The following is a 21,759-nucleotide window of genomic DNA, read 5'->3' on the forward strand; positions in this document are numbered from 1 at the left end:
TGAAAAATATAAGTATATAATATTATTTAAGAGGTGAAAGCAATGACTTTATATCTAGATGTATTACTCTTGGAGAACTTTATAGTTAATAGATTTTTACTAGAAATTACAGCACAAACTATAAGAGTATCCATAAATCGCCTGTATATAAACTTGGCAGCATTTATTGGAAGTCTATATATATTAATTATATTGCAAGACAGCTTAAATTATCTCAAAAGTTTTCCTGTAAAATTTTTTATAGCTCTAATAATGATATTAATAACTTTTAGAAGAAAAGATATAATGTTCAACTTAAAAACTTTTGTATTATTTATATTATATTCTATGGTACTTGCAGGCTTATGTGTATTTATAGAATTAAATTCAGTTAAGGATCTAGATAGTAATATGATAATATATGATTTTTCTTATAAAAAGCTTATATTGTCCTTTATGATTATGTATGTAATTTTAAGGAGAGTAATCCTATTTATAAAAGATCGCCAAAGTTTACAAAGCTATATATTTGATTTAGAAATTGTGTTAAATAATAATTCGCAGAAAATCAAAGCTTTTCTAGACACAGGAAATGAGCTTGTAGAACCAGTTACGGGGTATCCGGTAATAATTGTAGAAAGAAATATGTTTAAGGAAACTAATTTTAAAAGTGAAGAAATGTTTTACATACCTTATAGTGTTATAAATGGATATAGTGGAAAACTCCAGGCTATAAAGCCGGGGAAAATAAAAGTCAACATAAATGGATGTTTTGAAGATAGAGAAGCATTAATAGCTTTTTGTGATAATAAATTAAGTCAAAGTGGGGATTATAATGCATTGTTAAGCAGGGGAATAATTTAAGCATTGGGGGAAGAAATATGTTAAAAATTAAATTGTTATTAAACAGAATACTAGCAAAGCTAAAGTTATTTACTAAAAAGTTATATTATATAGGGGGAAATGATGCACTTCCACCACCACTAACCAAAGAGGAAGAAGAAGATTTAGTAATAAAACTTATGGCTGGAGATGAAAGCATAAGATCAATTTTGATAGAAAGAAATTTAAGGCTTGTTGTTTATATAGCAAGAAAATTTGAAAATACTGGAGTAGGCATAGAAGATTTAGTTTCTGTGGGAACCATAGGACTTATAAAAGCTGTAAATACCTTTGATCCTGATAAAAAGATTAAACTTGCAACATATGCTTCTAGATGTATAGAAAATGAAATACTTATGTACCTTAGAAGAAATAGTAAAGTTAAATCAGAAATATCATTTTATGAGCCACTTAATGTTGATTGGGATGGAAATGAGCTATTATTATCAGATATATTGGGAACAGATACAGATGAAGTATATAATTTGATAGAAGATGAGGTTGATAAGCAGCTTTTACTCCTAGCTATGAATAAGCTTAGTAATAGAGAGAGAGAAATTGTGCATTTGCGATTCGGGCTTCAAGGAGGAAGAGAAAAGACTCAAAAGGAAGTAGCGGATATGCTTGGTATATCTCAATCCTATATATCCAGATTAGAAAAAAGAATAATAAAAAGATTAAAAAAAGAAATAAATAAAATGTTATAAACTTGTCTCTAGTATAAAAATCAGCTTCTGGGGAAATAATTTAAATGCAATAATACGAAGGGGCTGATTATTAATGATGATTAACAAAGTAGAAATTTGTGGAGTTAATACTTCTAAGCTGCCTGTATTGAAGGAAAAGGAAATGAAAGAGCTCTTATTAAGTATGAGAGACGGTAATACGGAGGCTAGAGAAACTTTTATAAGGGGAAATTTAAGATTAGTCTTGAGTGTAATACAAAGATTCAATAATCGAGGGGAAAATGTAGATGATTTATTTCAAGTAGGATGTATAGGGCTTATTAAAGCAATTGATAATTTTGATTTAGGTCAAAATGTAAGATTTTCTACATATGCAGTGCCGATGATTATTGGAGAAATAAGAAGATATCTTCGAGATAATAATTCAATAAGAGTAAGTCGTTCCTTAAGAGATATTGCATACAGGGCACTACAGGTAAGAGATAGATTGGTATCAGAAAATAATAAGGAACCAACAGTAACCCAAATTGCTAAGGAGTTAGATGTTCCACGAGAGGAAGTAGTATTTGCTTTAGATGCTATACAGGATCCTGTATCCTTATTTGAACCAATTTACCATGATGGAGGAGATGCAATTTATGTAATGGATCAAATAAGTGACAATAAAAATGTAGATGACAGTTGGCTTGAAAATATCTCCATAAAAGAAGCTATGAAAAAGTTAAATGATAGGGAAAAATTAATTCTTACACTTAGGTTTTTTGATGGAAGAACTCAGATGGAGGTAGCAGATGAAATAGGAATTTCTCAGGCACAGGTATCTAGGCTTGAGAAAACAGCATTAAAGCACATGAAAAAATATGTTTAAATATTTATTATTTAAATAAAAAAATCTATATCCGTAATTGGATATAGATTTTTTTCATACAATATAATATATAAAATAAATATAATCTGGGGGGAAGAATTTATGAACAATACTTTTTACTCTATAAATAGCTTAAGAAGCATGGAACTTATAGATATTAATTCCGGATGTAAGCTTGGATACATAAAGGATTTTAAGATAGATATAGGGCAGTGCAAGGTATTATCGTTTATATTACCTAGCCAAAAGATGAGTTGGTTTGGTAAAATTAATGATATAGAAGTACCTTGGAGTAGAGTGAAGAAAATAGGTGTAGATGTTATATTAGTAGATGGGGCAGATATTCTTGAAGCTAATATAGAGTAGAAAAATAATAAAATTTGTGTATAATATAAATAACAGAAAAATTACGAATTAAACTATAATAAAAGGCGGGATTGTATTTATGAAATGTCCTTATTGTGGATATACGGAAAGTAAGGTAGTTGACTCCAGATCAGCAGAAGATAATGCATCTATAAGAAGAAGAAGGGAGTGCCTTAAGTGTTCTAAAAGATATACCACTTATGAAAAAATAGAAACAGTACCAATACTCGTTATTAAAAAGAATATGAGTCGCGAATACTTTGATAAATCTAAAATAGTAAATGGACTTATAAAGGCTTGCCAAAAGAGACCTATATCACGAAGCCAAATAGAGTCTATAGCTGATGAAGTAGAAAAAAGGATAAATAATGAGATGTTAACTGAGGTAAGATCTGAATATATTGGAGAGCTAATAATGGAAAGCTTAAAGAATATAGATGAAGTGTCTTATGTAAGATTTGCATCCGTATATAGACAGTTTAAGGATGTTAATACATTTATGGAAGAAATAAAAAGACTTATAGAAAGTAAATAAAATTTCTCATAGAATAAATTTCTATGAGAAATTTTATTTATTTGTTAATTTATTCTTAATTAAAGTTAATATATAGTTAAAAAAGTTATATTTCACACAATAATATATTATAATTGTGAATTAGGAATGGTAAAATATATTTAAAGATTTCAATAATTAGGAGGCAGGGTATGGCAGAAGAAAAGATAATAATAGTAGATGATGAGGAACATATAAGGGAACTTTTAAAATTCAACTTAGAAAACTCTGGGTATTCTACAATATATGCTGATAATGGAATCGATGCATTAAAGCTTATAAAAAGTGAGCGACCTCAATTAATTCTTTTAGATTTAATGATTCCTGGAATGGATGGATACGATGTATGTAAGGAAGTAAGAAAAGATAATAATATATCCACTACCCCTATAATTATGATAACAGCTAAGGGAGAGGAATTTGATAAAGTTTTAGGATTAGAATTAGGAGCAGATGATTATATAACAAAACCCTTCTCAATAAGAGAAATTTTAGCTAGGGTAAAAGCTGTTCTTAGAAGGACATCGGTACAAAATATTGATAAATCCTATAAGTTTGGAAATGTTATTATTGATTTAGAAAAGCATGAAGTTATAAAAGACAATTTTAAAGTAGAATTAACACTAAAAGAATTTGAATTACTAGAAATACTCATAAAAAATAAGGGAAGGGTTTTAACAAGAGATTTTCTTTTAGATAAGATATGGGGATATGAATATGTGGGAGAAACTAGAACTGTTGATGTTCATATAAGACATTTAAGACAAAAAATCGAGGAAAATGATAAAAGTCCTCAGTTTATAGAAACTATAAGAGGTGTAGGTTATAGATTTAATATATCTGAATAGGTGATAATATGAAAAAAAAATTGATGTTTTATATGCTTACAACTCTTGTAATAAGTCTAGTTATAGTTATAACTTTATTTGTTATTATGATAAACTATCAATATGTTGAAAGCACAAAAAAAATATTAAAATCAAATAACAATTTAATTATAAAATTAATCCAAAAGGAAAATGTAAATAATGTAAGTGAATTTATACAAAGAGATTTTACAGGTGGAGATACTAGAATAACTCTAATAGATAGGGAAGGGAACGTACTTCTAGACTCTCAAGCTAATCCAAGAAATATGGATAATCATAATACACGTGATGAAGTGAAAGAAGCCAGAAAATATGGCATGGGGTATAGGGTACGGCATAGTGAATCTACAAATAAGGACACTATGTACTTTGCAACTTATTTTGGAGATGGATATGTTATAAGAAGTGCAGCTGAAATGACTAGTGTTATAGGTTTCAAGTGGAAGTATGTGCATTACTATATGGGTATAGCGCTATTTTCTATAGTTATTTGCTTTCTATTTGCTTCCAGACTTTCACAGGGGCTTGTAAGCCCTATTAAAGACCTAGAGTTTATGACTTCAAGAATAGCTGCAGGAGAATTAGATAGAAGGGTAAATATATATTCTTCTGATGAAATAGGAGAGCTTGGGAAAACCTTTAATAATATGGCAAGGCAGCTACAAGTTACCTTAAATGACTCAATGGATAAGCAAAATAAGCTCGAGGCAATACTGAAGAGTATGGATAGCGGAGTAATAGCAGTAGATAAGAATTTTAGAGTTATAATGATTAATCCGTACGCTAAAAATATATTTGGTATAAGTAAGGATATAATAGGTCAAAATCTTTTAGATAATATAAGGGATTTTGAATTAGAAAATATCTTTAAAAGTAAGACCGATGAATATAAAGAAATAAAAATATTGTGGCCAAAGGAAAGAGATTTAAGAATAAAAACCGCAGATATAAATAGTGGTAAAAATCTTATAGGTACAGTGGCGGTAGTACAGGATGTAACAGACATAAAAAGACTTGAGAGTATGAGATCGCAGTTTGTAACTAATGTATCTCATGAGTTAAAAACACCACTTACGTCTATAAAAGGATTTGCAGAAACATTAAAATATGTAGAAAATAAAGAAACAAAGGAAAGATTTTTAGATATAATAAATGAAGAAGCTGGAAGACTTACAAGGCTTATTAATGATATTTTAACTTTATCTCATATAGAAAATGCTAACCCAGCAGAAATAAATGAAGAAAGTATAGATATAAATAAAAATATAGAAGATATATGTTATTTAGTTAAAAATTCAGCAGATAATAAAAACATATCTTTAAAAATAGTAGGAGAAAAGATTCCTAATATCTTTGGAAGTAAGGATCAGTTTAAGCAAATGCTTATAAACCTAATAGATAATGCAATTAAGTATACTGAAAAAGGTGGAAGTATAACTATAGGTACTGAAGCTATACATAATAAATGTAGCATATGGGTACAGGATACAGGTGTAGGAATAGATCAGGAGTATATTCCAAGGCTTTTTGAAAGGTTTTATAGAGTAGATAAAGCTAGAAGCAGGGCACAAGGCGGAACTGGATTAGGTCTTGCTATAGTAAAGCACATAGTATTAAATTTTAAAGGCGAGATAAAAGTAGAAAGTGAAGTAGGAAAAGGAAGTAAGTTTACAGTTAGCATACCAATTATAAAGGGACAGTCCTAATTATATAGGATGTCCCTTTATAATTTTTTCATAACATACCTAGAGTAAATACCAGCTATAGCACATAGAAAGTTTAATGAATGAAGATACTAATATAGTAAAGGGATTAAGGCTTAAACTCAAACTAGGGCATAGTTCTTGTATAAAACAAGAACTATTAGTTTAACTTGTCCTTAACATTCCGATAATAGTCACTTAACCTTAATAGATTAATATTATTCTTGTAGCAATCATTTAAAATAATTTTAAACTGAATGGAGGTTTTTCTTAAATGAAAAGAAAAAGTTTAAAAACAATCATAGCGGCTTTAGCTATTACTATGGTTGCAGGAGCATTTGTAGGATGTGGTGGAGACAATAAAGAAGCTGGAGATACAAAAAATGGTGATAAAATTTCAGGAACAATAACTGCAGTAGGTTCTACAGCATTACAACCATTAGTAGAACAGGCGGCTAAAAACTTTAAAGCTAAAAATCCAGAAGCAACTATAAATGTGCAAGGTGGAGGAAGCGGAGCAGGATTAAATCAAGTAGCAGAAGGTTCAGTAGAAATAGGGAATTCTGATGTAACTGCAGAATCAAAGCTTAAGGATAAAGAAATAGCTAAACAGTTAGTAGATCATAAAGTAGCAGCAATAGGATTTGCGGTTATTGCTCATAAGGATATAAAAACAGATAACTTAACAAAAGAACAGGTTCAAGGTATTTTCGAAGGAAAATATACAAATTGGAATCAAGTTGGTGGTCAAGACTTAGTAATACAAGTTGTTAATAGACCAAAGTCCTCAGGAACTAGAGCTACTTTTATAGAGACTGTTATGGACGGAAAAAGTGAGAAAGAAGGACTTGGAACTACTCAGGATTCCAGCGGATCAGTTGAAAAGACTATAACATCTACACCAGGTTCAATAAGTTATATTGCATTATCTTATTTAACAGAGGAAAAAAGACAAAATTTAAAACTTATAAAAATTAATAATGTAGAAGCAACAAAAGAAAATATAACAGCAAAAAAATATCCTTTCTGGTCTTATGAGCATATGTACACTAAAGGCGAAGCAACAGGATTAACAAAAGCTTTCATTGATTATATGATGAGTGATGAAAATAAAGCTGTAGTTGAAAAATTAGGATATATTGCAGCAACTGATATAAAATAATTTAATTATTAAAGCAGGCTGGGTGCATTTATATATGCAACTAGCCTTATTGTGTAAATAATATGTGGCAGTTTTAACTCAAATAGTAAAATAGGGATGATGATAAGTGTGAGTAAAAATAGAAAATTTAACAGATTAAGAACTGAATATTTAGGGAAATCTTATGCAACATTTTGTGGAATTTTAATAGTGGTTTTAACATTGAGCATAATATTTTTTATAGCATCAAAAGGTATTAGTACCTTTACAAAACACGGATATTCAATTGGTGATTTTATATTTTCATCAAAGTGGTCCCCGGATGCAGATGATCCAACTTTTGGAGCAAGTATATTTATAATAGGCTCAACACTTGTATCTATTGGAGCAGTTTTAATAAGTGCACCTATAAGCATTGCACTTGCAATTTTTATGAATTATATCTCCCCAAGGCTTGGTAACAAAGTATTGCAACCAGCATTAGAATTATTTGTAGGTATACCATCAGTAGTTTATGGATGGATAGGTATAACTGTACTGCTTCCTTTTATAAAAAGTATATTTGGAGGAGTTGGTTTTAGCCTACTTGCAGGTGTTTTAGTGTTAAGTATAATGATACTTCCAACTATAGCAAGTCTTTCATCAGATGCGATAAAGGTAGTCCCAAAGGATTTTATAGAGGCATCTTATGGACTTGGGGCTACAAGATGGCAAACCATAAGCAAGGTAATACTTCCAGCTGCTAAAAATGGAATACTTACTGCTATAGTACTTGGAATTGCAAGAGCTTTTGGAGAAGCATTAGCGGTGCAAATGGTAATTGGAAATACTATTAAATTACCTAAAGGTTTGTTAACTCCAACTAGTACATTAACTTCAGTATTAACCATGGATATGGCGAATACCGTATCAGGAACTGCTTGGAATGATGCGTTATGGACGCTTGCATTAATTCTTTTAATAGTTTCATTTGTATTTATTTTAGTAATTAGAGCTATTGGCAAAAGGGGGGAAGTTAAATAATGAATCCTAAATTTAAAGATAAGATGTGGACTGGTATTTTATATGTAATTTCAAGTTTTGTGGTACTCCTTCTAGTAGCTTTAATAGGATATATATTATTTAAAGGAATTGGAACAATTACTCCATCTTTCTTGTTTGGAGAACCAAAGATAGGGGAAGCTGGTGGAGGAATAGGTCCTCAGTTATTTAACTCTTTTTATATGCTTATAGTTTCTCTTTTAATTACTATACCTTTAGGTGTAGGAGCGGGTATATATTTAGCAGAATATGCAAAAGAGGGAAGAATTCTTAATTTTATTAGACTTTGCATAGAAACTATGGCATCATTGCCTTCTATAGTGGTAGGATTATTTGGATTGTTAGTATTTGTAAAAATGACCAAATGGGGATTTACATTATTTGCAGGAGCGTTAGTAATAACAATACTTAATTTACCTTCATTAACAAGAGTAAGTGAGAATGCTATAAAAGCTGCATCTCGTGGAGTTAAAGAAGCAAGTTTAGGGCTTGGAGCTACAAGATGGCAAACTATAAAAAGAGTAATACTGCCATCAGCTATGCCTCAAATACTTACAGGGGTAATTCTAGCTGCTGGAAGAATATTTGGAGAAGCTGCAGCATTACTTTATACCGCAGGAATGAGTGCTCCATCTCTGTCTTTTAAGGCGTCTACTTTAATGAGTAAATCATCTCCATTTAATTTATTTAGGCCGGCAGAAACTTTAGCTGTTTATATTTGGAAAGTTAATTCTGAGGGAATGATTCCAGATGCTACTAGAGTAGGAAATGGAGCTTCAGCAGTACTTATAATTATGGTATTAATATTTAATATATTGGCGCGTATAATAGGTAAGAAGATTTATGAGTCCTATACGGGGAGTAAATAGGGAGGATTAATATGAGCATAATACAAACTAGAAATCTTGAACTTCATTATGGTGCTACAAAAGCACTTAAGAATATAAATTTAGAAATAGAAAAAAATGCAGTAACTGCTTTGATAGGCCCTTCAGGATGTGGAAAGTCTACATTTTTAAGAACGTTAAATAGAATGAATGACTTGATAGAAAACGTAAAAATTGAAGGGGAAGTATTATTTGAGGGGAAAAATATATATAAGGATTATGATGAAATAGAACTTAGAAAAAGGGTTGGAATGGTATTCCAAAAACCTAATCCATTTCCAATGTCTATATATGATAATGTAGCTTATGGACCAAGAATTCATGGTATAACAAGCAAATCGAAGTTAGATGAAATAGTTGAAAAGAGCTTGAAAGGAGCGGCACTTTGGGATGAAGTTAAGGATAGATTAAAGAAAAATGGAATGGGACTATCTGGAGGTCAGCAACAAAGGCTCTGTATTGCAAGAACATTAGCTGTTGAACCGGAGATACTTTTAATGGATGAACCAACTTCAGCACTAGATCCTATTTCCACATTAAAGGTTGAGGAGCTTATGGATACGTTAAAAAAGGAATATACAGTAATAATAGTTACTCATAATATGCAGCAGGCAGGAAGAATATCTGATTATACAGCATTTTTCTTAAGTGGAGAAGTTGTGGAGTTTAATAAAACGGAAGATATATTTTACAAGCCGACAGATAAGAGAACAGAGGATTATATTACAGGTAGATTTGGTTAAAACTTAAAATGATATAAGAGGTGAGGGTTATGACAAGAGGAGGATTTGATTTAAGACTTACAGAACTTCATAATGATTTATTGAGAATGGGCAGTATTGTAGAAAAACAAATACATCTTTGTATAGAGGCTCTAGTAAATCATGATGTTGTTTTGGCAAAAAAAATAATTGAAGATGATGACTTGGTTGATGATCTTCAAAAGGAAATTGAAGACAAATGTATAAAGCTTATAGCTACAGAGCAGCCACTAGCTAAGGATTTACGTATGATATTTACTACTACTAAAATAGTAACAGATTTAGAGAGAATGGCTGATCATGCTGTAGATATTGCTAAAATTGCTATTAGACTTAAAGACGAAAATTTTATAAAGCCATTAGTTGATATTCCTAAGATGTCTAATTTAGTTAATGAAATGATAAAAGAATCTTTAGATTGTTATGTAGATGGAAATGTAGAAGGATCTTATATTGTGTGTAAAAAGGATGATCAGATTGATGCCATATATAGAGGGGTATTTAAAGAAATGCTTCCTATAATGGCAGCGGATAACAGTACTATTAATCAAGCAACACAATTTTTATTTATATGTAAATACCTAGAGAGAATAGCAGATCACGTTACAAATATATGCGAGTGGACTATTTATCTTGTTACTGGAGAACAAATAGATTTAAATGAATAGTATTAAAAAGACATGCGATATATTAATTGTTGTATGTCTTTTCCTTTTTATATGAAATCTGATAAAATAGATTTGTCCGATCGCTACCATTGCTAACACCCCCATCTTCTTCAAAGCGGGGAATATTAGGACTCTTTGACTTCAATCAGTTAGAGTTCTTATGTTGTGCATAAGCACTGATACGCGCCTGGATAAGTTCTTCTAAGGTTTAGATGGAGAAAAGATATTCCTTACAAGCAAACTCCATCTAAACCTAAGAATCACTTGATATTTTATAAAAAATAATTCAGAATAAAGAGGTGCAGAATAATGAATACTATTCTTTTTGATTTAGATGGAACATTACTATCAATGGATGCAGAAGAATTTGAAAAGGTTTATTTTAATGAAATTGGAAAGTCCTTTAGTGACCTAATGGATCCAATGGAATTAGGCAAACATATATGGGCATCTACAAAGACTATGGTGTCAAGCCTAGATGAAAGAACAAATGAAGAAGTGTTTATGCAAGATTTTAATATAAGGGTTAATAATAGATTGCATGAATTTTGGCATAGATTTGATAACTTTTATGATAATGAATTCTTAAGGGTACAAAGTTCAGTGAAGTCAGAAGAGAAGATGATAAGAAGTGTAAAGCTGTTAAAGGAAAAGGGATATAATGTTGTAGTTGTGACCAATCCGCTGTTTCCGATAAAGGCAATACATCATAGAATTAGGTGGGCTGGGTTTAAACCAGAGGATTTTACATATATAACTTCATTTGAAAAAAATCATTACTGTAAGCCGCAAATTAAGCTTTATGAGGAAGTTTTAAAAGATATAAATAAGAAACCAGGGGAATGTCTTATGGTGGGAAATGATACAGTAGAGGATTTAGTGGCTAAAAATATAGGCATAAAAACATATCTCATAAAAGATAATATATTAAATAAAAATGATAAAAGTTATGTTACTGATTATGAGGGAAACTATGAGGAGTTTTATAAGTTTGTAGAAGGCTTGCCATGTATATAAATTGATAGAAAATACTCAATAAATCCTTTTGGATTGACTAAATATGAAGATTAAGGTAATATTATAGAATTAAGGGGTAAACATAATAATTAGGAGTGATTTAATGAAAAATACCATATCAAAGGTAAAGCCTGGGAGTATTGCAGAAGAATTAGAAATAGAAGTAGGTGATAAACTAATTTCCATAAATGAAAAAGAAGTAAAAGATATAATAGATTATAAGTTTTTAATGGCAGATGAAGAAATAGTTGCTCTAATAGAAAAGGCTGATGGAGAGATATGGGAACTTGAAATAGAGAAGGATTATGATGAGGATCTTGGAGTAGAATTTGAAGATTCTATAATGGATAAAGCTAGAAGTTGTTCTAACAAGTGTATATTTTGTTTTATAGATCAGTTACCTAAGGGAATGAGAGAAACATTATATTTTAAGGATGATGATTCAAGGCTGTCTTTTTTACAAGGAAATTTCGTAACATTAACCAATATGACAGATGAGGATATAAATAGAATTATAGAATATAAGATAAGTCCTATAAATGTATCTGTTCATACTACAAATCCTGAGCTTAGACAAAAGATGTTAAGTAATCGATTTGCCGGCAATGTATATGAAAGACTCGTAAAGCTTTCTCGTGGAGGCATAAAAGTAAATTGCCAAGTGGTTTCTTGTCCAGGAGTAAATAATGGCGAAGAACTTATAAAAACTGTTGAAGATCTTTATAAATTACATCCTTCAATTGAAAATGTGGCAGTAGTTCCAGTTGGAATTACAAAATTTAGAGAAGGGCTTTTTGATATGACATTATATAATAAAGAAACTTCTTTAATGGAAATTGAAGGTTTGAAAAAGATTCAGGAAAAATACATAAATGAAATAGGATATCCGTTTGTAAGACTTTCTGACGAATTTTATGTTACAGCGGAAGTAGATGTTCCAACTAAAGATTTTTATGATAAATTTGACCAACTAGAAGATGGGGTAGGAATGATAAGAATCTTTAGAGAAAATATTAAAGAAGGATTAGGTAATTTAATGCCTAATAAAAAAGGAAGCTTTACTTTAATTACAGGAACATCAGCATATAAAGAAATAGAAGCAGCAGCTGAAGAAATTCAAAAGGTAAATACTAATATAAAAGTTCAGGTTAATCCTATTGTAAATAACTTTTTCGGGAGTACTATAACTGTTGCAGGGCTTTTAACGGGTAGTGATATAAAAAAACAGTTAAAAGATGATGAATTAGGTGATTATATAATAATCCCAAGGAACATACTAAGAGCAGGGGAAGAAGTGTTTTTAGATGATGTAACAGTGGAAGAATTAGAAAAACATTTTAATAAAAAAATATTAATATGTGAGTATACTGGAGAAGATTTAATAGATAAAATAAATGAATATAGTGAGGAGGAGTAAAAATGCCTAAACCAATAGTTGCCATAGTAGGAAGACCAAATGTAGGCAAATCTACTTTATTTAACAAATTAGCAGGAAGAAGAATAGCTATAGTAGAAGATACACCGGGGGTTACAAGAGATAGAATTTATGCAGAAGCAGAATGGCTTAAGTATAACTTTACTATGATAGACACTGGTGGTATAGAACCAGAAAGTGATGATGTTATAATATCTCAAATGAGAAGACAGGCGCAGATAGCTATAGAAACAGCAGATGTAATAGTTTTCCTTGTAGATGGAAAATCAGGAATAACTCCTGCAGATTATGAAGTATCCCAAATGCTTAGAAAGTCTAAGAAGCCTATAGTACTAGTTGTAAACAAGGTAGATAGAATAGCTGAAGAAGACAATGCTTATGAATTTTATAATTTAGGAATAGGTGATCCTATAGCAATTTCAGCTTCTCAGGGCTTAGGTCTTGGAGATATGCTTGATAGAGTTGTAGAACACTTTGATAGCATAATTGGAGAAAATGAAGAAGATGAATATGTAAGAATTGCATTTGTAGGTAAGCCAAATGTAGGAAAATCTTCACTAGTAAATAAAATACTTGGTGAAGAAAGAAATATAGTAAGTGACATTCCTGGAACAACAAGGGATGCAATAGATAGCGTAATAGAAACAGAAGAAGGCAAGTTTATTCTTGTAGATACTGCTGGAATAAGAAGAAGAAGTAAGATTAAAGATGAAATAGAGAGATATAGTGTAGTAAGAACTTATGCTGCTCTAGAAAGAGCGGATGTATGTATACTTATGATAGATGCAGAGGATGGAATAAGTGAACAGGATCAGAGAATAATAGGATATGCTCATGAAATGAGTAAAGCAATTATGGTAATTGTAAACAAGTGGGACTTAATTGAAAAAGAAACAAATACTATGATTGAATTTAAAAAAGGACTTCAGCATGAACTTGCGTTTATGTCATATGCTCCATATTTATTTATTTCAGCTAAAACAGGACAGAGAGTACATAAGGTTTTAGAAATGGCAAAAATGTGCTATGATAACTATAATAAGAGAGTTAAAACAGGAGTTTTAAATGATGTAATATCAAGAGCGGTTACTATGCAGGAACCACCTATAGTAGGGATTACAAGAATGAAAATATACTATGCTACTCAAACAGGAGTAAAGCCTCCTACATTTATATTCTTTGTAAATAATCCTGATGCATTACATTTTTCTTATTCAAGATATTTAGAAAATCAATTAAGAGATAGTTTCGACTTTAGCGGAACAGGTATAAAGATGGAGTTTAGAGAAAGGAAGAGTTAATATGATGGGGAATTCTATCACTTTTCTTGGGGGAGGAAGTTTTGGAACAGCACTTTCTATTATGATGGCTAAAAAAGGTTTCGACGTATTCGTATGGGATAGAAGCTATGAAACTATAGATAACATAAACAATAAGAGGGAAAATATTAATTATCTCCCAGGTGTTGTGGTTCCACATAATGTTTATGCAACTTTAAATTTAGAAGAAGCATTAGAAAAGAGTAAGTATATAGTGTTATCAGTTCCTTCTCAAGCTATAAGAGAAGTAGCTAGTAAGATAAGACCTTATTTAAAAAAGGATAGTATTATAATAAGTATTGCAAAGGGAATAGATGAGAATACAGGAGAGAGGTTATCTGAGGTTATAAGAGATGAAATTTCAGATAATGGGATAGTAATTCTCTCTGGACCTAGCCATGCTGAAGAAGTTGCATTAGATATCCCAACAACAGTTGTAGCTTCTTCAGAAGACATGAGCTATGCAAAGGAAATACAAAATGTATTTATGACTAATAAATTTAGAGTGTACACCAATTCAGACTTAATAGGAGTTGAAATAGGTGGAGCAGTTAAAAATATAATAGCACTGGCTGCAGGTATATCTGATGGAATAGGCTACGGAGATAATGCAAAGGCTGCACTTATGACCAGAGGAATGAGCGAGATAATTAGAATAGGTGAAAAGCTGGGAGGAAAAGCTGAAACTTTTTCTGGGCTTACTGGCTTTGGGGATTTAATAGTTACCTGTACTAGTATGCATAGCAGAAATAGAAGAGCTGGTATATTAATTGGTAAAGGTGTATCACCAGAGGAGGCCGTTAAGGAAATAGGAATGGTAGTAGAGGGTATAAAGGCTTGCAAAGCATTTTATAATTTAAAGGAAAAGCTGGATGTTTCCATGCCTATAACTGATGTGCTTTATAAGGTTGTTTTTGAAGAAAAAGATCCCAAATATGCTGTATATGAGTTAATGTCTAGGGATAAAAAAGAAGAGTTTTAAAGTTTATATAGTGCTTAAAAGCATATGGCGCATAAAAGTATATGATATTTTTATGCGCCATATGCTTTTTATTTTATTAGTAATATTTTAAGCTTTTAACTAATATATATATACTGTTAAAATTATAGATTGGGAGGGTAAATTATCTTGGAAAATTTTGATATATACAAGGACATTGCAGAACGAACCCAAGGTGATATTTATGTAGGGGTAGTAGGTCCAGTAAGAACTGGAAAGTCAACGTTTATAAAGAAGTTTATGGAAATGATGGTTTTGCCTAATATGGATAATGAATTCAAAAAGAAGAGGGCTCAAGATGAACTGCCTCAGAGCTCATCAGGCAAAACCATTCACACTACAGAACCCAAATTTGTTCCTAACGAAGCTGTAGAAGTAAAGCTAAAAGATAACACTAAGTTTAAAGTAAGAATGGTAGATTGCGTAGGTTATATAGTGAAAGGCGCTTCAGGGTACATGGATGGAGAAAAAGCTAAAATGGTTACAACTCCTTGGTACAATTACGAAATACCTTTTGAAGAAGCAGCAGAAATTGGAACTAAAAAAGTTATCAATGAACATTCAACTATAGGATTGCTTGTAACTACTGATGGATCAATTACTGATATTGCTAGAGAAGATTATGTAGAAACAGAAGAGAGAGTTGTAAATGAGTTAAAAGCAATAGATAAACCTTTTATTATTGTATTAAATACAAAGCATATGTATGATCCAAATACAATAGAACTTAAGAAAGAATTAGAAGCAAAATATGACGTTCCTGTACAAACAATGGATGTGTTAAATATGAAAGAAGAGGATATTACAAACATATTTACTAGAGTACTTAAAGAATTCCCAGTAAAAGAAATAAATATTGATATGCCAGAATGGATAGAAAACTTAGATAAAGCTCACTGGCTAAAAGTAGATTTTATTAATTTAGTTAAAGATATGTGTACATCCATATACAAAGTAAGAGATATAGGAAAGACTTTAGATGGATTTAAAGAATTTGAATTCTTAGGGGAATCAAAATTAAATGAAGTAAATATGGGGGAAGGCACAGCAAAAGTTGATTTAAAACCTAGACAGGGATTATTCTATAATATATTAGGTGAAATATGTAATAGAGAAATAAAAGGTGAAAATCAATTATTATCTATAATGGAAGAAATGAGTAAGGCTAAATTAGAGTATGATAAGGTTGCACAAGCATTAAAGGATGTCAAAGAAACAGGATATGGTCTAGTTGCTCCAGAACTTTCAGAAATGAAGCTAGAAGAGCCTGAGATAGTTAAAAATGGTAATAGGTGTGGGGTTAAGCTAAAAGCAAGTGCACCATCACTCCATTTCATAAGAGCAGATATAGAAACAGAAATATCACCTATAATGGGAACAGAAAAAGAAAGTGAAGAAATGGTAAAAGCTCTATTAGAGCAATTTGAAAATGATCGTTCAAAGATATGGCAGAGCAATATTTTTGGTAAATCATTAGAGGTATTGGTTAAAGATGGATTGCAAAACAAGCTTTATAAGATGCCAGAAGATGTACAGATAAAGATTCAAAAAACATTGCAGAAAATAATAAATGAAGGTAATGGAGGACTTATCTGTATAATACTTTAGTAATTCTATATAAATTAGGGATTTTCGTTGCGAAGTCCCTAATTTATAATTTTTATTCGATGAATTTAGATGGAAAGTATTTATCATAAGGCAATTATAGCTGAAACTAAGAAAGTTTTGATTAATTTGAATGAAATATTTACAAATTATTCAATATATGATATAATTTCGGTGATACCTGGGTATAGCGCAGATGGTAGCGCGCATGTATGGGGTGCATGAGGTCGCAAGTTCAAGTCTTGTTACCCAGACCATAAGAAAGCCTGTAGTTTTAAGGAACTACGGGCTTTTCTAATTTTAGCGCGATTTCTATAAATACAATGTTCTGTAAAGACCAAGTTAAGAAGAGAGTAGCAAATTACTTTTAGTATTTTTAATCATTTATGTCTATACTAATCATAGATTCATCACCACCTGCAGTTATTGCAGAAGCAATTTCAAAATCTTCATTTGATAGTCTATCAAAGCTTTTTACTTGAGAATAATTTTTTAATTTTTTATCAGAGTATCATGTTTATTTGTAGTAATTTTATCTGTATCCATTAACAACACCTCCATAACTTATATTGCACAAATAAAATATAAATATAAGTTTTGTAAGAATTGAGATTTTAAATTAATAACTATTTGAAGTAAGGGGTAAGATATATAATAAATACTTTAAAAAGGAGAAACAAATATGGATACAAAAAGAGCTGCTGAAATTATTGAATCATTAGGTGTAATAGGAGTAAGCTATAAAGGAAACCCTGTTTGGCTTGAAAATATTGATAAACAAAGCGATACAGTTAAAGTTAAAGATATTAACACAGATACAGAATTAAATGTAGATATAAAAGATTTGAAAGAGGATTAATTTATCTCGAGCCTAGGCTCGAGTTTTCTATTATATATATTTTAATTTTTCTAGCAACAAGCACATATTGTTAAAAAAGTGTTAAATGAACTTAATTTTGTTGAATTGTTTTGAATTTAGTACTATAATTGCTAATGTTGTGTAAAATTGTAAGTGAGAGGTTATTACAAATGGAAGAGGAAATTGAGGTTCTTAGAGAGGAATTAAACCGATTAACTGAAGAAGACATATGCTTATGTTCTGATGAAGTGGTGCAACTTAGTCAGAAATTGGACAAACTTATTTACATTTATCAGACAAGTTTAGCCTAGGCAGCTGGGCTTTTTTTATTTTATAGAGGATTGTGTATAGTGATGTGGAATGTTATAGCAAGAAGTTTATTTATTAAGAGAGGTGTGAAAATGGAAGATTATAATGTAGTGAAAACTGATTTTAATGAAATTTCTGAGCTTGACGAATTAAAATGGAATCATAACAATTGTTATTTCAAGCATCTAATAAAATTTATACCAAATAATGTTGAGACTTGTCTTGACATAGGTTGTGGTAAGGGTGAACTTTCACTTATGTTATCAAAAAAATCTAAGAAGGTGATATCAGTTGATCTTGCAGATAAGATGATTGAGAAGGCAAAAGTTTTACACCCTAATAAAAATATCCAGTATATTTGCGGAAATATTTTGGATATGAAATTTCAAAACGATAGTATCGATGTTATTATAACAACAGCCACAGCACATCATTTGCCCTATGAGTGGCTTTTATGCTTTGCAAAGGATAAGCTTAAGAAAGGTGGTAAACTAATTATACTAGACCTTGCAGAAGCCAAGACCTTAAGTGATTATATTATATGGGGTAGTGCTTTTATCCCTAACATTGCAATGAATTTAATAAAAAACGGTAGATTGCAAAAAGATGATGCTCACTCAAAAGAAGTTTGGGAAAAACATGGTGAACATGATACATATATGACAATAGATGAGATTAAGTTATTTGTTAAAAAACATATACCAACAGCAAAAGTTAAACGTAAGCTTTTTTGGAGATACTCATTAGTCTGGGAAAAATAGTTTAAAAATAATTGTTAACAGTTAAAACTTGAGCACTTACAATTACTTTTGCATATTATGTAGTGACAATTTAATTAAGGAAGTGATTGTAATGAAATTTGCTATAGATATAGGGCATAACTGCACACCAGACATTGGAGCTAAAGGAATAAAGTTTGAAGATAATTTAACAAAAGAAGTTGGATTAAAGGTCATAGAAAAGTTGAAAAATCTAGGACATGAAGTTATAAGCGTGCTTCCAGTAAGATGTAATAGTGTTACAGATAGTTTAAATAGGAGAGTACAAGTTTCAAATTTAAATAATGTAAATTTATATGTATCTATTCATTTTAATGCTGGAGGTGGACAGGGGTCAGAAGTATACTTTTATCCAGGAAGTACTGCAGGTGAGAGATATTCAAAAAGTGTATTAAGTGAACTCGTAAAATTAGGATATAAAAATAGAGGGATAAAGAATGGAAGTAGGCTTTATGTGGTAAAGAACACAAAGGCTCCTGCTATATTAATTGAAGTATCTTTTATAGATAGCAAGGAGGATATGAATAAATATAATGCAGAAAAGATATCCAATGCTATAGTTAAAGGACTTACAGGAAAGATGCCCTCAGAAAGTGTTCCTGTAAAAGATGATAATAAGGGAAATAAGATATATAAAGTTCAGTTAGGAGCATTTACAGATAAAAATAATGCTGAAGCAATGGTTAAAAAGCTAAAGGAAAAGGGATTTGAGGCTGTGATAGATTAAAGAGTTAGAATAAAATTATAAATTTATGAATATATAAAAGTGGAGGTGTTTATATATGATGATAGAATTAAATGGTCAATGGGGAACTGAAATTCATAAAATGAGTAATGAACAATTTAAAAAGTTTAAGGAATGGTATGAAGATAAACATAGTATAAAAGTATTTAGCTATCATAGAGATGGGTACGCATGGAATATCAACAAAGCTCAATCTAATTTAGTAAGATTTTGGGAAGAATAATAGTTTTATCTATGGTTAAAATAAATTTAGTATATAACAAAAGAGGAGGAAAGTATTATGGTTAAGAAAAATGAAAAATTACCTTATACACAAGCTTGTAAAAGAGCAAGAAAAATGATAGATGATAATAAAGAAATATCAGATGTTCTACAAGATACTAATTTAACACATAAAAATGTGCTAAAGATTAAAAATGAAGATGTAGATGTATAAGAAATAAAGCTTGATTTTATATAAAGAGAATGCTTTTTAAAATCAAGCTTTATTTTTAACATTTTATCAAATATCTCATAATATGTATTAAACAATAGATGTCTTTTAAATAGACTTTTAATTTCATCGGGATATTATAAAACCAAGAGGTGATAGACTTGAGTGTTCAAATATACCAAAACCTTAATTTTAAGGTATATAAAGCAGGAAGCGGTTTTATAATACACAACACGAAAAAAAGCTTTAAAAGCGGACATACACATGTGCATAAATATGATATATGTATGATAATGATAAAACTTATAAGTCATAAAAGATTACCTAAAAATAGAGATAAATATTTCATAGAGAGTTTGATTAGAATAAGTGATGATGAGGAATATATTGATAAAATCAAAAATACATGTTAAAGGTCTGAATATTCAGACCTTTATTTTTTCGAGGCCTTATTTACATAATATACATTATGTAAATAGGAGCTAAATGTAAACTGTAACACATAAAAGAAAAAATGAATAAAATAATAGAATAGTAAGAAATATTTTAGGAGGACAAATGTTAAAAATAAATAACAGATTAAATAGCCTTCCCGAATATCAATTAGGTAAATTGGATAAAATAAAGGAAAATTTATTAAGTCAAGGAAAAGAAGTATTAGACTTAGGAGTAGGGGACCCTGATTTACTAACTGATAATACAATAATTGAAGGCTTAAAAAAGTCTTTAACTTACAAGGGGTACAATAATTATCCTCCATATGCTGGGATAAAGGAGTTAAAAGATGGGATAATTAAATACTATAAGGATGTATATGGAGTAACACTAGATAGAGAAGAAGTACTTGTATTAATTGGGTCTAAAGAAGGAATAAGTAACTTAATACCTGCATTATGCGATGCAGGTGATTATGCAATAATTCCTAAGCCATCTTATCCTGTATATGATTTATCAGCAAAGTTATGGGGAGCGGTTTCATATAAAATACCTTTAAAAGAAAAGGATGAATATCTTCCAGATCTTTCAGCTATCCCTAATGAAATAATCAATAAATCTAAGATGTTCTTAATTAATTATCCCAATAATCCTACAGGTGCTGCAGCAAATCCTTATTTTTTCAAGGAAATTATTGAGTTTTGCTATAAAAATAATATAGTATTATGTAATGACGGAGCCTATAATGAGATTATAAGAGGAACTGAAGCCCCTTTAAGTTTAATGCAGTTTGACTATCAAAAAAGATTTATAGAATTTGGCAGTTTTTCTAAAATGTTTAGCATGGCAGGATTTAGATTAGGATACGTAGTGGGAAATAGAGAAGTATTAAATGCCATACTAAAAATAAAAATGAATATGGATTCTGGTCAGTTTGTACCAGTTCAATGGGCAGGCGTTGAAGCATTTAAACTTGGCAGGGATTATATAAATGGAGTAAGAAAGATATATGATGAAAGAATAGAATTTGCAGAAAAAAAGCTAAAAGAATGTAATATAAAGTTTTTTAAGAGTAAAGGCACATTTTATATTTGGGCTACAGTTCCTAGAGAGTATACAACAGATGAATTTTGTGAAGAATTATTAAATAAGTGTGGAATTATAGTGACTCCTGGGTATGTATTTGGAAACCTATGTCATGGATATTTTAGAATGTCACTTACTAAGGATAAAACAGAATTGGAAAAAGGATTAAGTAAATTAAATAATTTAAATAAATAAAGTTCAATAATGCAAGATTTATGATATAATTTAAATTAATAGCTGAAAAAACGAGCATATTTTGTGTTATTGCAAAATATGCTTGAATTTATTATAAATATGTATGTATAATGAATATGTGTGTTAAGCTTAGTTATA

The 21,759-nt window shown here is 30.3% G+C and carries 25 protein-coding genes and 1 tRNA gene; all 26 read left to right on the forward strand.

Annotated features, from left to right (window positions below; genetic code table 11):
- Positions 1–42 precede the first annotated feature (42 nt).
- The 26 genes from spoIIGA (at position 43) to DP68_RS06180 (ending at position 21,621) form a co-directional block, all read left to right on the forward strand.
- Positions 43–843, forward strand: coding sequence for a sigma-E processing peptidase SpoIIGA (spoIIGA, locus tag DP68_RS06065; protein ID WP_035307486.1), 801 nt, complete (start codon positions 43–45; stop codon positions 841–843).
- 17 nt (positions 844–860) lie between these two features.
- Entirely contained in the window at positions 861–1,568 is a 708-nt protein-coding gene (gene sigE / locus DP68_RS06070) for an RNA polymerase sporulation sigma factor SigE (RefSeq protein ID WP_035307487.1), read from the forward strand.
- Positions 1,569–1,641: 73 nt separating this feature from the next.
- Complete coding sequence (gene sigG / locus DP68_RS06075) at positions 1,642–2,415, forward strand: RNA polymerase sporulation sigma factor SigG (protein ID WP_035307489.1); 774 nt, start codon at positions 1,642–1,644, stop codon at positions 2,413–2,415.
- Between the two features lie 102 nt (positions 2,416–2,517).
- Entirely contained in the window at positions 2,518–2,781 is a 264-nt protein-coding gene (locus DP68_RS06080; protein ID WP_035307492.1) for a YlmC/YmxH family sporulation protein, read from the forward strand.
- A gap of 79 nt (positions 2,782–2,860) precedes the next feature.
- Entirely contained in the window at positions 2,861–3,316 is a 456-nt protein-coding gene (nrdR, locus tag DP68_RS06085; RefSeq protein ID WP_035307494.1) for a transcriptional regulator NrdR, read from the forward strand.
- Positions 3,317–3,486: 170 nt separating this feature from the next.
- Complete coding sequence (locus tag DP68_RS06090; protein ID WP_035307495.1) at positions 3,487–4,182, forward strand: response regulator transcription factor; 696 nt, start codon at positions 3,487–3,489, stop codon at positions 4,180–4,182.
- An 8-nt stretch (positions 4,183–4,190) separates the two neighbouring features.
- On the forward strand, positions 4,191–5,909 hold the full coding sequence (gene pnpS / locus DP68_RS06095; RefSeq protein ID WP_035307497.1) for a two-component system histidine kinase PnpS: 1,719 nt from the start codon (positions 4,191–4,193) through the stop codon (positions 5,907–5,909).
- Between the two features lie 271 nt (positions 5,910–6,180).
- On the forward strand, positions 6,181–7,068 hold the full coding sequence (locus DP68_RS06100; RefSeq protein ID WP_035307499.1) for a phosphate ABC transporter substrate-binding protein: 888 nt from the start codon (positions 6,181–6,183) through the stop codon (positions 7,066–7,068).
- A 99-nt stretch (positions 7,069–7,167) separates the two neighbouring features.
- Positions 7,168–8,070, forward strand: coding sequence for a phosphate ABC transporter permease subunit PstC (pstC, locus tag DP68_RS06105; RefSeq protein ID WP_242966480.1), 903 nt, complete (start codon positions 7,168–7,170; stop codon positions 8,068–8,070).
- Positions 8,070–8,957, forward strand: coding sequence for a phosphate ABC transporter permease PstA (gene pstA / locus DP68_RS06110; RefSeq protein WP_035307504.1), 888 nt, complete (start codon positions 8,070–8,072; stop codon positions 8,955–8,957). The genes pstC and pstA overlap by 1 nt, the downstream gene beginning before the upstream one ends.
- Before the next feature lie 11 nt (positions 8,958–8,968).
- On the forward strand, positions 8,969–9,718 hold the full coding sequence (pstB, locus tag DP68_RS06115; RefSeq protein WP_035307506.1) for a phosphate ABC transporter ATP-binding protein PstB: 750 nt from the start codon (positions 8,969–8,971) through the stop codon (positions 9,716–9,718).
- A 29-nt stretch (positions 9,719–9,747) separates the two neighbouring features.
- On the forward strand, positions 9,748–10,404 hold the full coding sequence (gene phoU, locus DP68_RS06120) for a phosphate signaling complex protein PhoU (RefSeq protein WP_035307509.1): 657 nt from the start codon (positions 9,748–9,750) through the stop codon (positions 10,402–10,404).
- A gap of 309 nt (positions 10,405–10,713) precedes the next feature.
- On the forward strand, positions 10,714–11,421 hold the full coding sequence (locus DP68_RS06125) for an HAD family hydrolase (RefSeq protein WP_052085670.1): 708 nt from the start codon (positions 10,714–10,716) through the stop codon (positions 11,419–11,421).
- A 103-nt stretch (positions 11,422–11,524) separates the two neighbouring features.
- The gene (locus DP68_RS06130; RefSeq protein WP_035307512.1) at positions 11,525–12,838 is read left to right on the forward strand and encodes a radical SAM protein; all 1,314 of its coding nucleotides are present in this window, start codon (positions 11,525–11,527) and stop codon (positions 12,836–12,838) included.
- A 2-nt stretch (positions 12,839–12,840) separates the two neighbouring features.
- A complete protein-coding gene (gene der / locus DP68_RS06135; RefSeq protein ID WP_035307514.1) occupies positions 12,841–14,157 on the forward strand; it encodes a ribosome biogenesis GTPase Der in 1,317 nt (438 codons plus the stop codon).
- Between the two features lie 4 nt (positions 14,158–14,161).
- Positions 14,162–15,157, forward strand: a complete 996-nt coding sequence (locus DP68_RS06140) for an NAD(P)H-dependent glycerol-3-phosphate dehydrogenase (RefSeq protein ID WP_035307902.1) — start codon at positions 14,162–14,164, stop codon at positions 15,155–15,157.
- Between the two features lie 147 nt (positions 15,158–15,304).
- Positions 15,305–16,783, forward strand: a complete 1,479-nt coding sequence (gene spoIVA / locus DP68_RS06145; RefSeq protein WP_035307516.1) for a stage IV sporulation protein A — start codon at positions 15,305–15,307, stop codon at positions 16,781–16,783.
- A gap of 178 nt (positions 16,784–16,961) precedes the next feature.
- Positions 16,962–17,037: transfer RNA gene (locus tag DP68_RS06150), tRNA-Pro, on the forward strand.
- Between the two features lie 425 nt (positions 17,038–17,462).
- Positions 17,463–17,639 carry an H-type small acid-soluble spore protein gene (locus DP68_RS06155; protein WP_035307518.1) on the forward strand — a complete coding sequence of 59 codons (177 nt, stop codon included), beginning with the start codon at positions 17,463–17,465 and terminating at the stop codon, positions 17,637–17,639.
- 170 nt (positions 17,640–17,809) lie between these two features.
- A complete protein-coding gene (locus DP68_RS19170; protein ID WP_081957107.1) occupies positions 17,810–17,950 on the forward strand; it encodes an aspartyl-phosphate phosphatase Spo0E family protein in 141 nt (46 codons plus the stop codon).
- A gap of 90 nt (positions 17,951–18,040) precedes the next feature.
- Positions 18,041–18,709: a class I SAM-dependent methyltransferase gene (locus DP68_RS06160; protein ID WP_035307904.1), complete on the forward strand. Its 669-nt coding sequence runs from the start codon at positions 18,041–18,043 to the stop codon at positions 18,707–18,709.
- A 91-nt stretch (positions 18,710–18,800) separates the two neighbouring features.
- Positions 18,801–19,454: an N-acetylmuramoyl-L-alanine amidase gene (locus tag DP68_RS06165; RefSeq protein WP_052085671.1), complete on the forward strand. Its 654-nt coding sequence runs from the start codon at positions 18,801–18,803 to the stop codon at positions 19,452–19,454.
- A 55-nt stretch (positions 19,455–19,509) separates the two neighbouring features.
- A complete protein-coding gene (locus DP68_RS06170) occupies positions 19,510–19,695 on the forward strand; it encodes a hypothetical protein (RefSeq protein ID WP_035307520.1) in 186 nt (61 codons plus the stop codon).
- Positions 19,696–19,752: 57 nt separating this feature from the next.
- A complete protein-coding gene (locus DP68_RS19445) occupies positions 19,753–19,908 on the forward strand; it encodes a hypothetical protein (RefSeq protein WP_186430223.1) in 156 nt (51 codons plus the stop codon).
- A 149-nt stretch (positions 19,909–20,057) separates the two neighbouring features.
- Complete coding sequence (locus DP68_RS06175; protein WP_242966455.1) at positions 20,058–20,318, forward strand: hypothetical protein; 261 nt, start codon at positions 20,058–20,060, stop codon at positions 20,316–20,318.
- Between the two features lie 145 nt (positions 20,319–20,463).
- Positions 20,464–21,621 (forward strand): aminotransferase class I/II-fold pyridoxal phosphate-dependent enzyme, encoded by a 1,158-nt coding sequence (locus tag DP68_RS06180; RefSeq protein ID WP_035307525.1) that lies wholly within the window; start codon positions 20,464–20,466, stop codon positions 21,619–21,621.
- Positions 21,622–21,759 lie beyond the last annotated feature (138 nt).

The sequence above is a fragment of the Clostridium sp. HMP27 genome, from assembly GCF_000765165.1.
Classification (GTDB): Bacteria; Bacillota; Clostridia; order Clostridiales; family Clostridiaceae; genus Clostridium_AK.

Bases quoted from the DNA above. Each gene is read 5' to 3' on its own strand.
- spoIIGA (WP_035307486.1), top strand. From the start codon at position 43: ATGACTTTATATCTAGATGTATTACTCTTGGAGAACTTTATAGTTAAT.
- sigE (WP_035307487.1), top strand. From the start codon at position 861: ATGTTAAAAATTAAATTGTTATTAAACAGAATACTAGCAAAGCTAAAG.
- sigG (WP_035307489.1), top strand. From the start codon at position 1,642: ATGATGATTAACAAAGTAGAAATTTGTGGAGTTAATACTTCTAAGCTG.
- DP68_RS06080 (WP_035307492.1), top strand. From the start codon at position 2,518: ATGAACAATACTTTTTACTCTATAAATAGCTTAAGAAGCATGGAACTT.
- nrdR (WP_035307494.1), top strand. From the start codon at position 2,861: ATGAAATGTCCTTATTGTGGATATACGGAAAGTAAGGTAGTTGACTCC.
- DP68_RS06090 (WP_035307495.1), top strand. From the start codon at position 3,487: ATGGCAGAAGAAAAGATAATAATAGTAGATGATGAGGAACATATAAGG.
- pnpS (WP_035307497.1), top strand. From the start codon at position 4,191: ATGAAAAAAAAATTGATGTTTTATATGCTTACAACTCTTGTAATAAGT.
- DP68_RS06100 (WP_035307499.1), top strand. From the start codon at position 6,181: ATGAAAAGAAAAAGTTTAAAAACAATCATAGCGGCTTTAGCTATTACT.
- pstC (WP_242966480.1), top strand. From the start codon at position 7,168: ATGATAAGTGTGAGTAAAAATAGAAAATTTAACAGATTAAGAACTGAA.
- pstA (WP_035307504.1), top strand. From the start codon at position 8,070: ATGAATCCTAAATTTAAAGATAAGATGTGGACTGGTATTTTATATGTA.
- pstB (WP_035307506.1), top strand. From the start codon at position 8,969: ATGAGCATAATACAAACTAGAAATCTTGAACTTCATTATGGTGCTACA.
- phoU (WP_035307509.1), top strand. From the start codon at position 9,748: ATGACAAGAGGAGGATTTGATTTAAGACTTACAGAACTTCATAATGAT.
- DP68_RS06125 (WP_052085670.1), top strand. From the start codon at position 10,714: ATGAATACTATTCTTTTTGATTTAGATGGAACATTACTATCAATGGAT.
- DP68_RS06130 (WP_035307512.1), top strand. From the start codon at position 11,525: ATGAAAAATACCATATCAAAGGTAAAGCCTGGGAGTATTGCAGAAGAA.
- der (WP_035307514.1), top strand. From the start codon at position 12,841: ATGCCTAAACCAATAGTTGCCATAGTAGGAAGACCAAATGTAGGCAAA.
- DP68_RS06140 (WP_035307902.1), top strand. From the start codon at position 14,162: ATGGGGAATTCTATCACTTTTCTTGGGGGAGGAAGTTTTGGAACAGCA.
- DP68_RS06155 (WP_035307518.1), top strand. From the start codon at position 17,463: ATGGATACAAAAAGAGCTGCTGAAATTATTGAATCATTAGGTGTAATA.
- DP68_RS19170 (WP_081957107.1), top strand. From the start codon at position 17,810: ATGGAAGAGGAAATTGAGGTTCTTAGAGAGGAATTAAACCGATTAACT.
- DP68_RS06160 (WP_035307904.1), top strand. From the start codon at position 18,041: ATGGAAGATTATAATGTAGTGAAAACTGATTTTAATGAAATTTCTGAG.
- DP68_RS06165 (WP_052085671.1), top strand. From the start codon at position 18,801: ATGAAATTTGCTATAGATATAGGGCATAACTGCACACCAGACATTGGA.
- DP68_RS06170 (WP_035307520.1), top strand. From the start codon at position 19,510: ATGATGATAGAATTAAATGGTCAATGGGGAACTGAAATTCATAAAATG.
- DP68_RS19445 (WP_186430223.1), top strand. From the start codon at position 19,753: ATGGTTAAGAAAAATGAAAAATTACCTTATACACAAGCTTGTAAAAGA.
- DP68_RS06180 (WP_035307525.1), top strand. From the start codon at position 20,464: ATGTTAAAAATAAATAACAGATTAAATAGCCTTCCCGAATATCAATTA.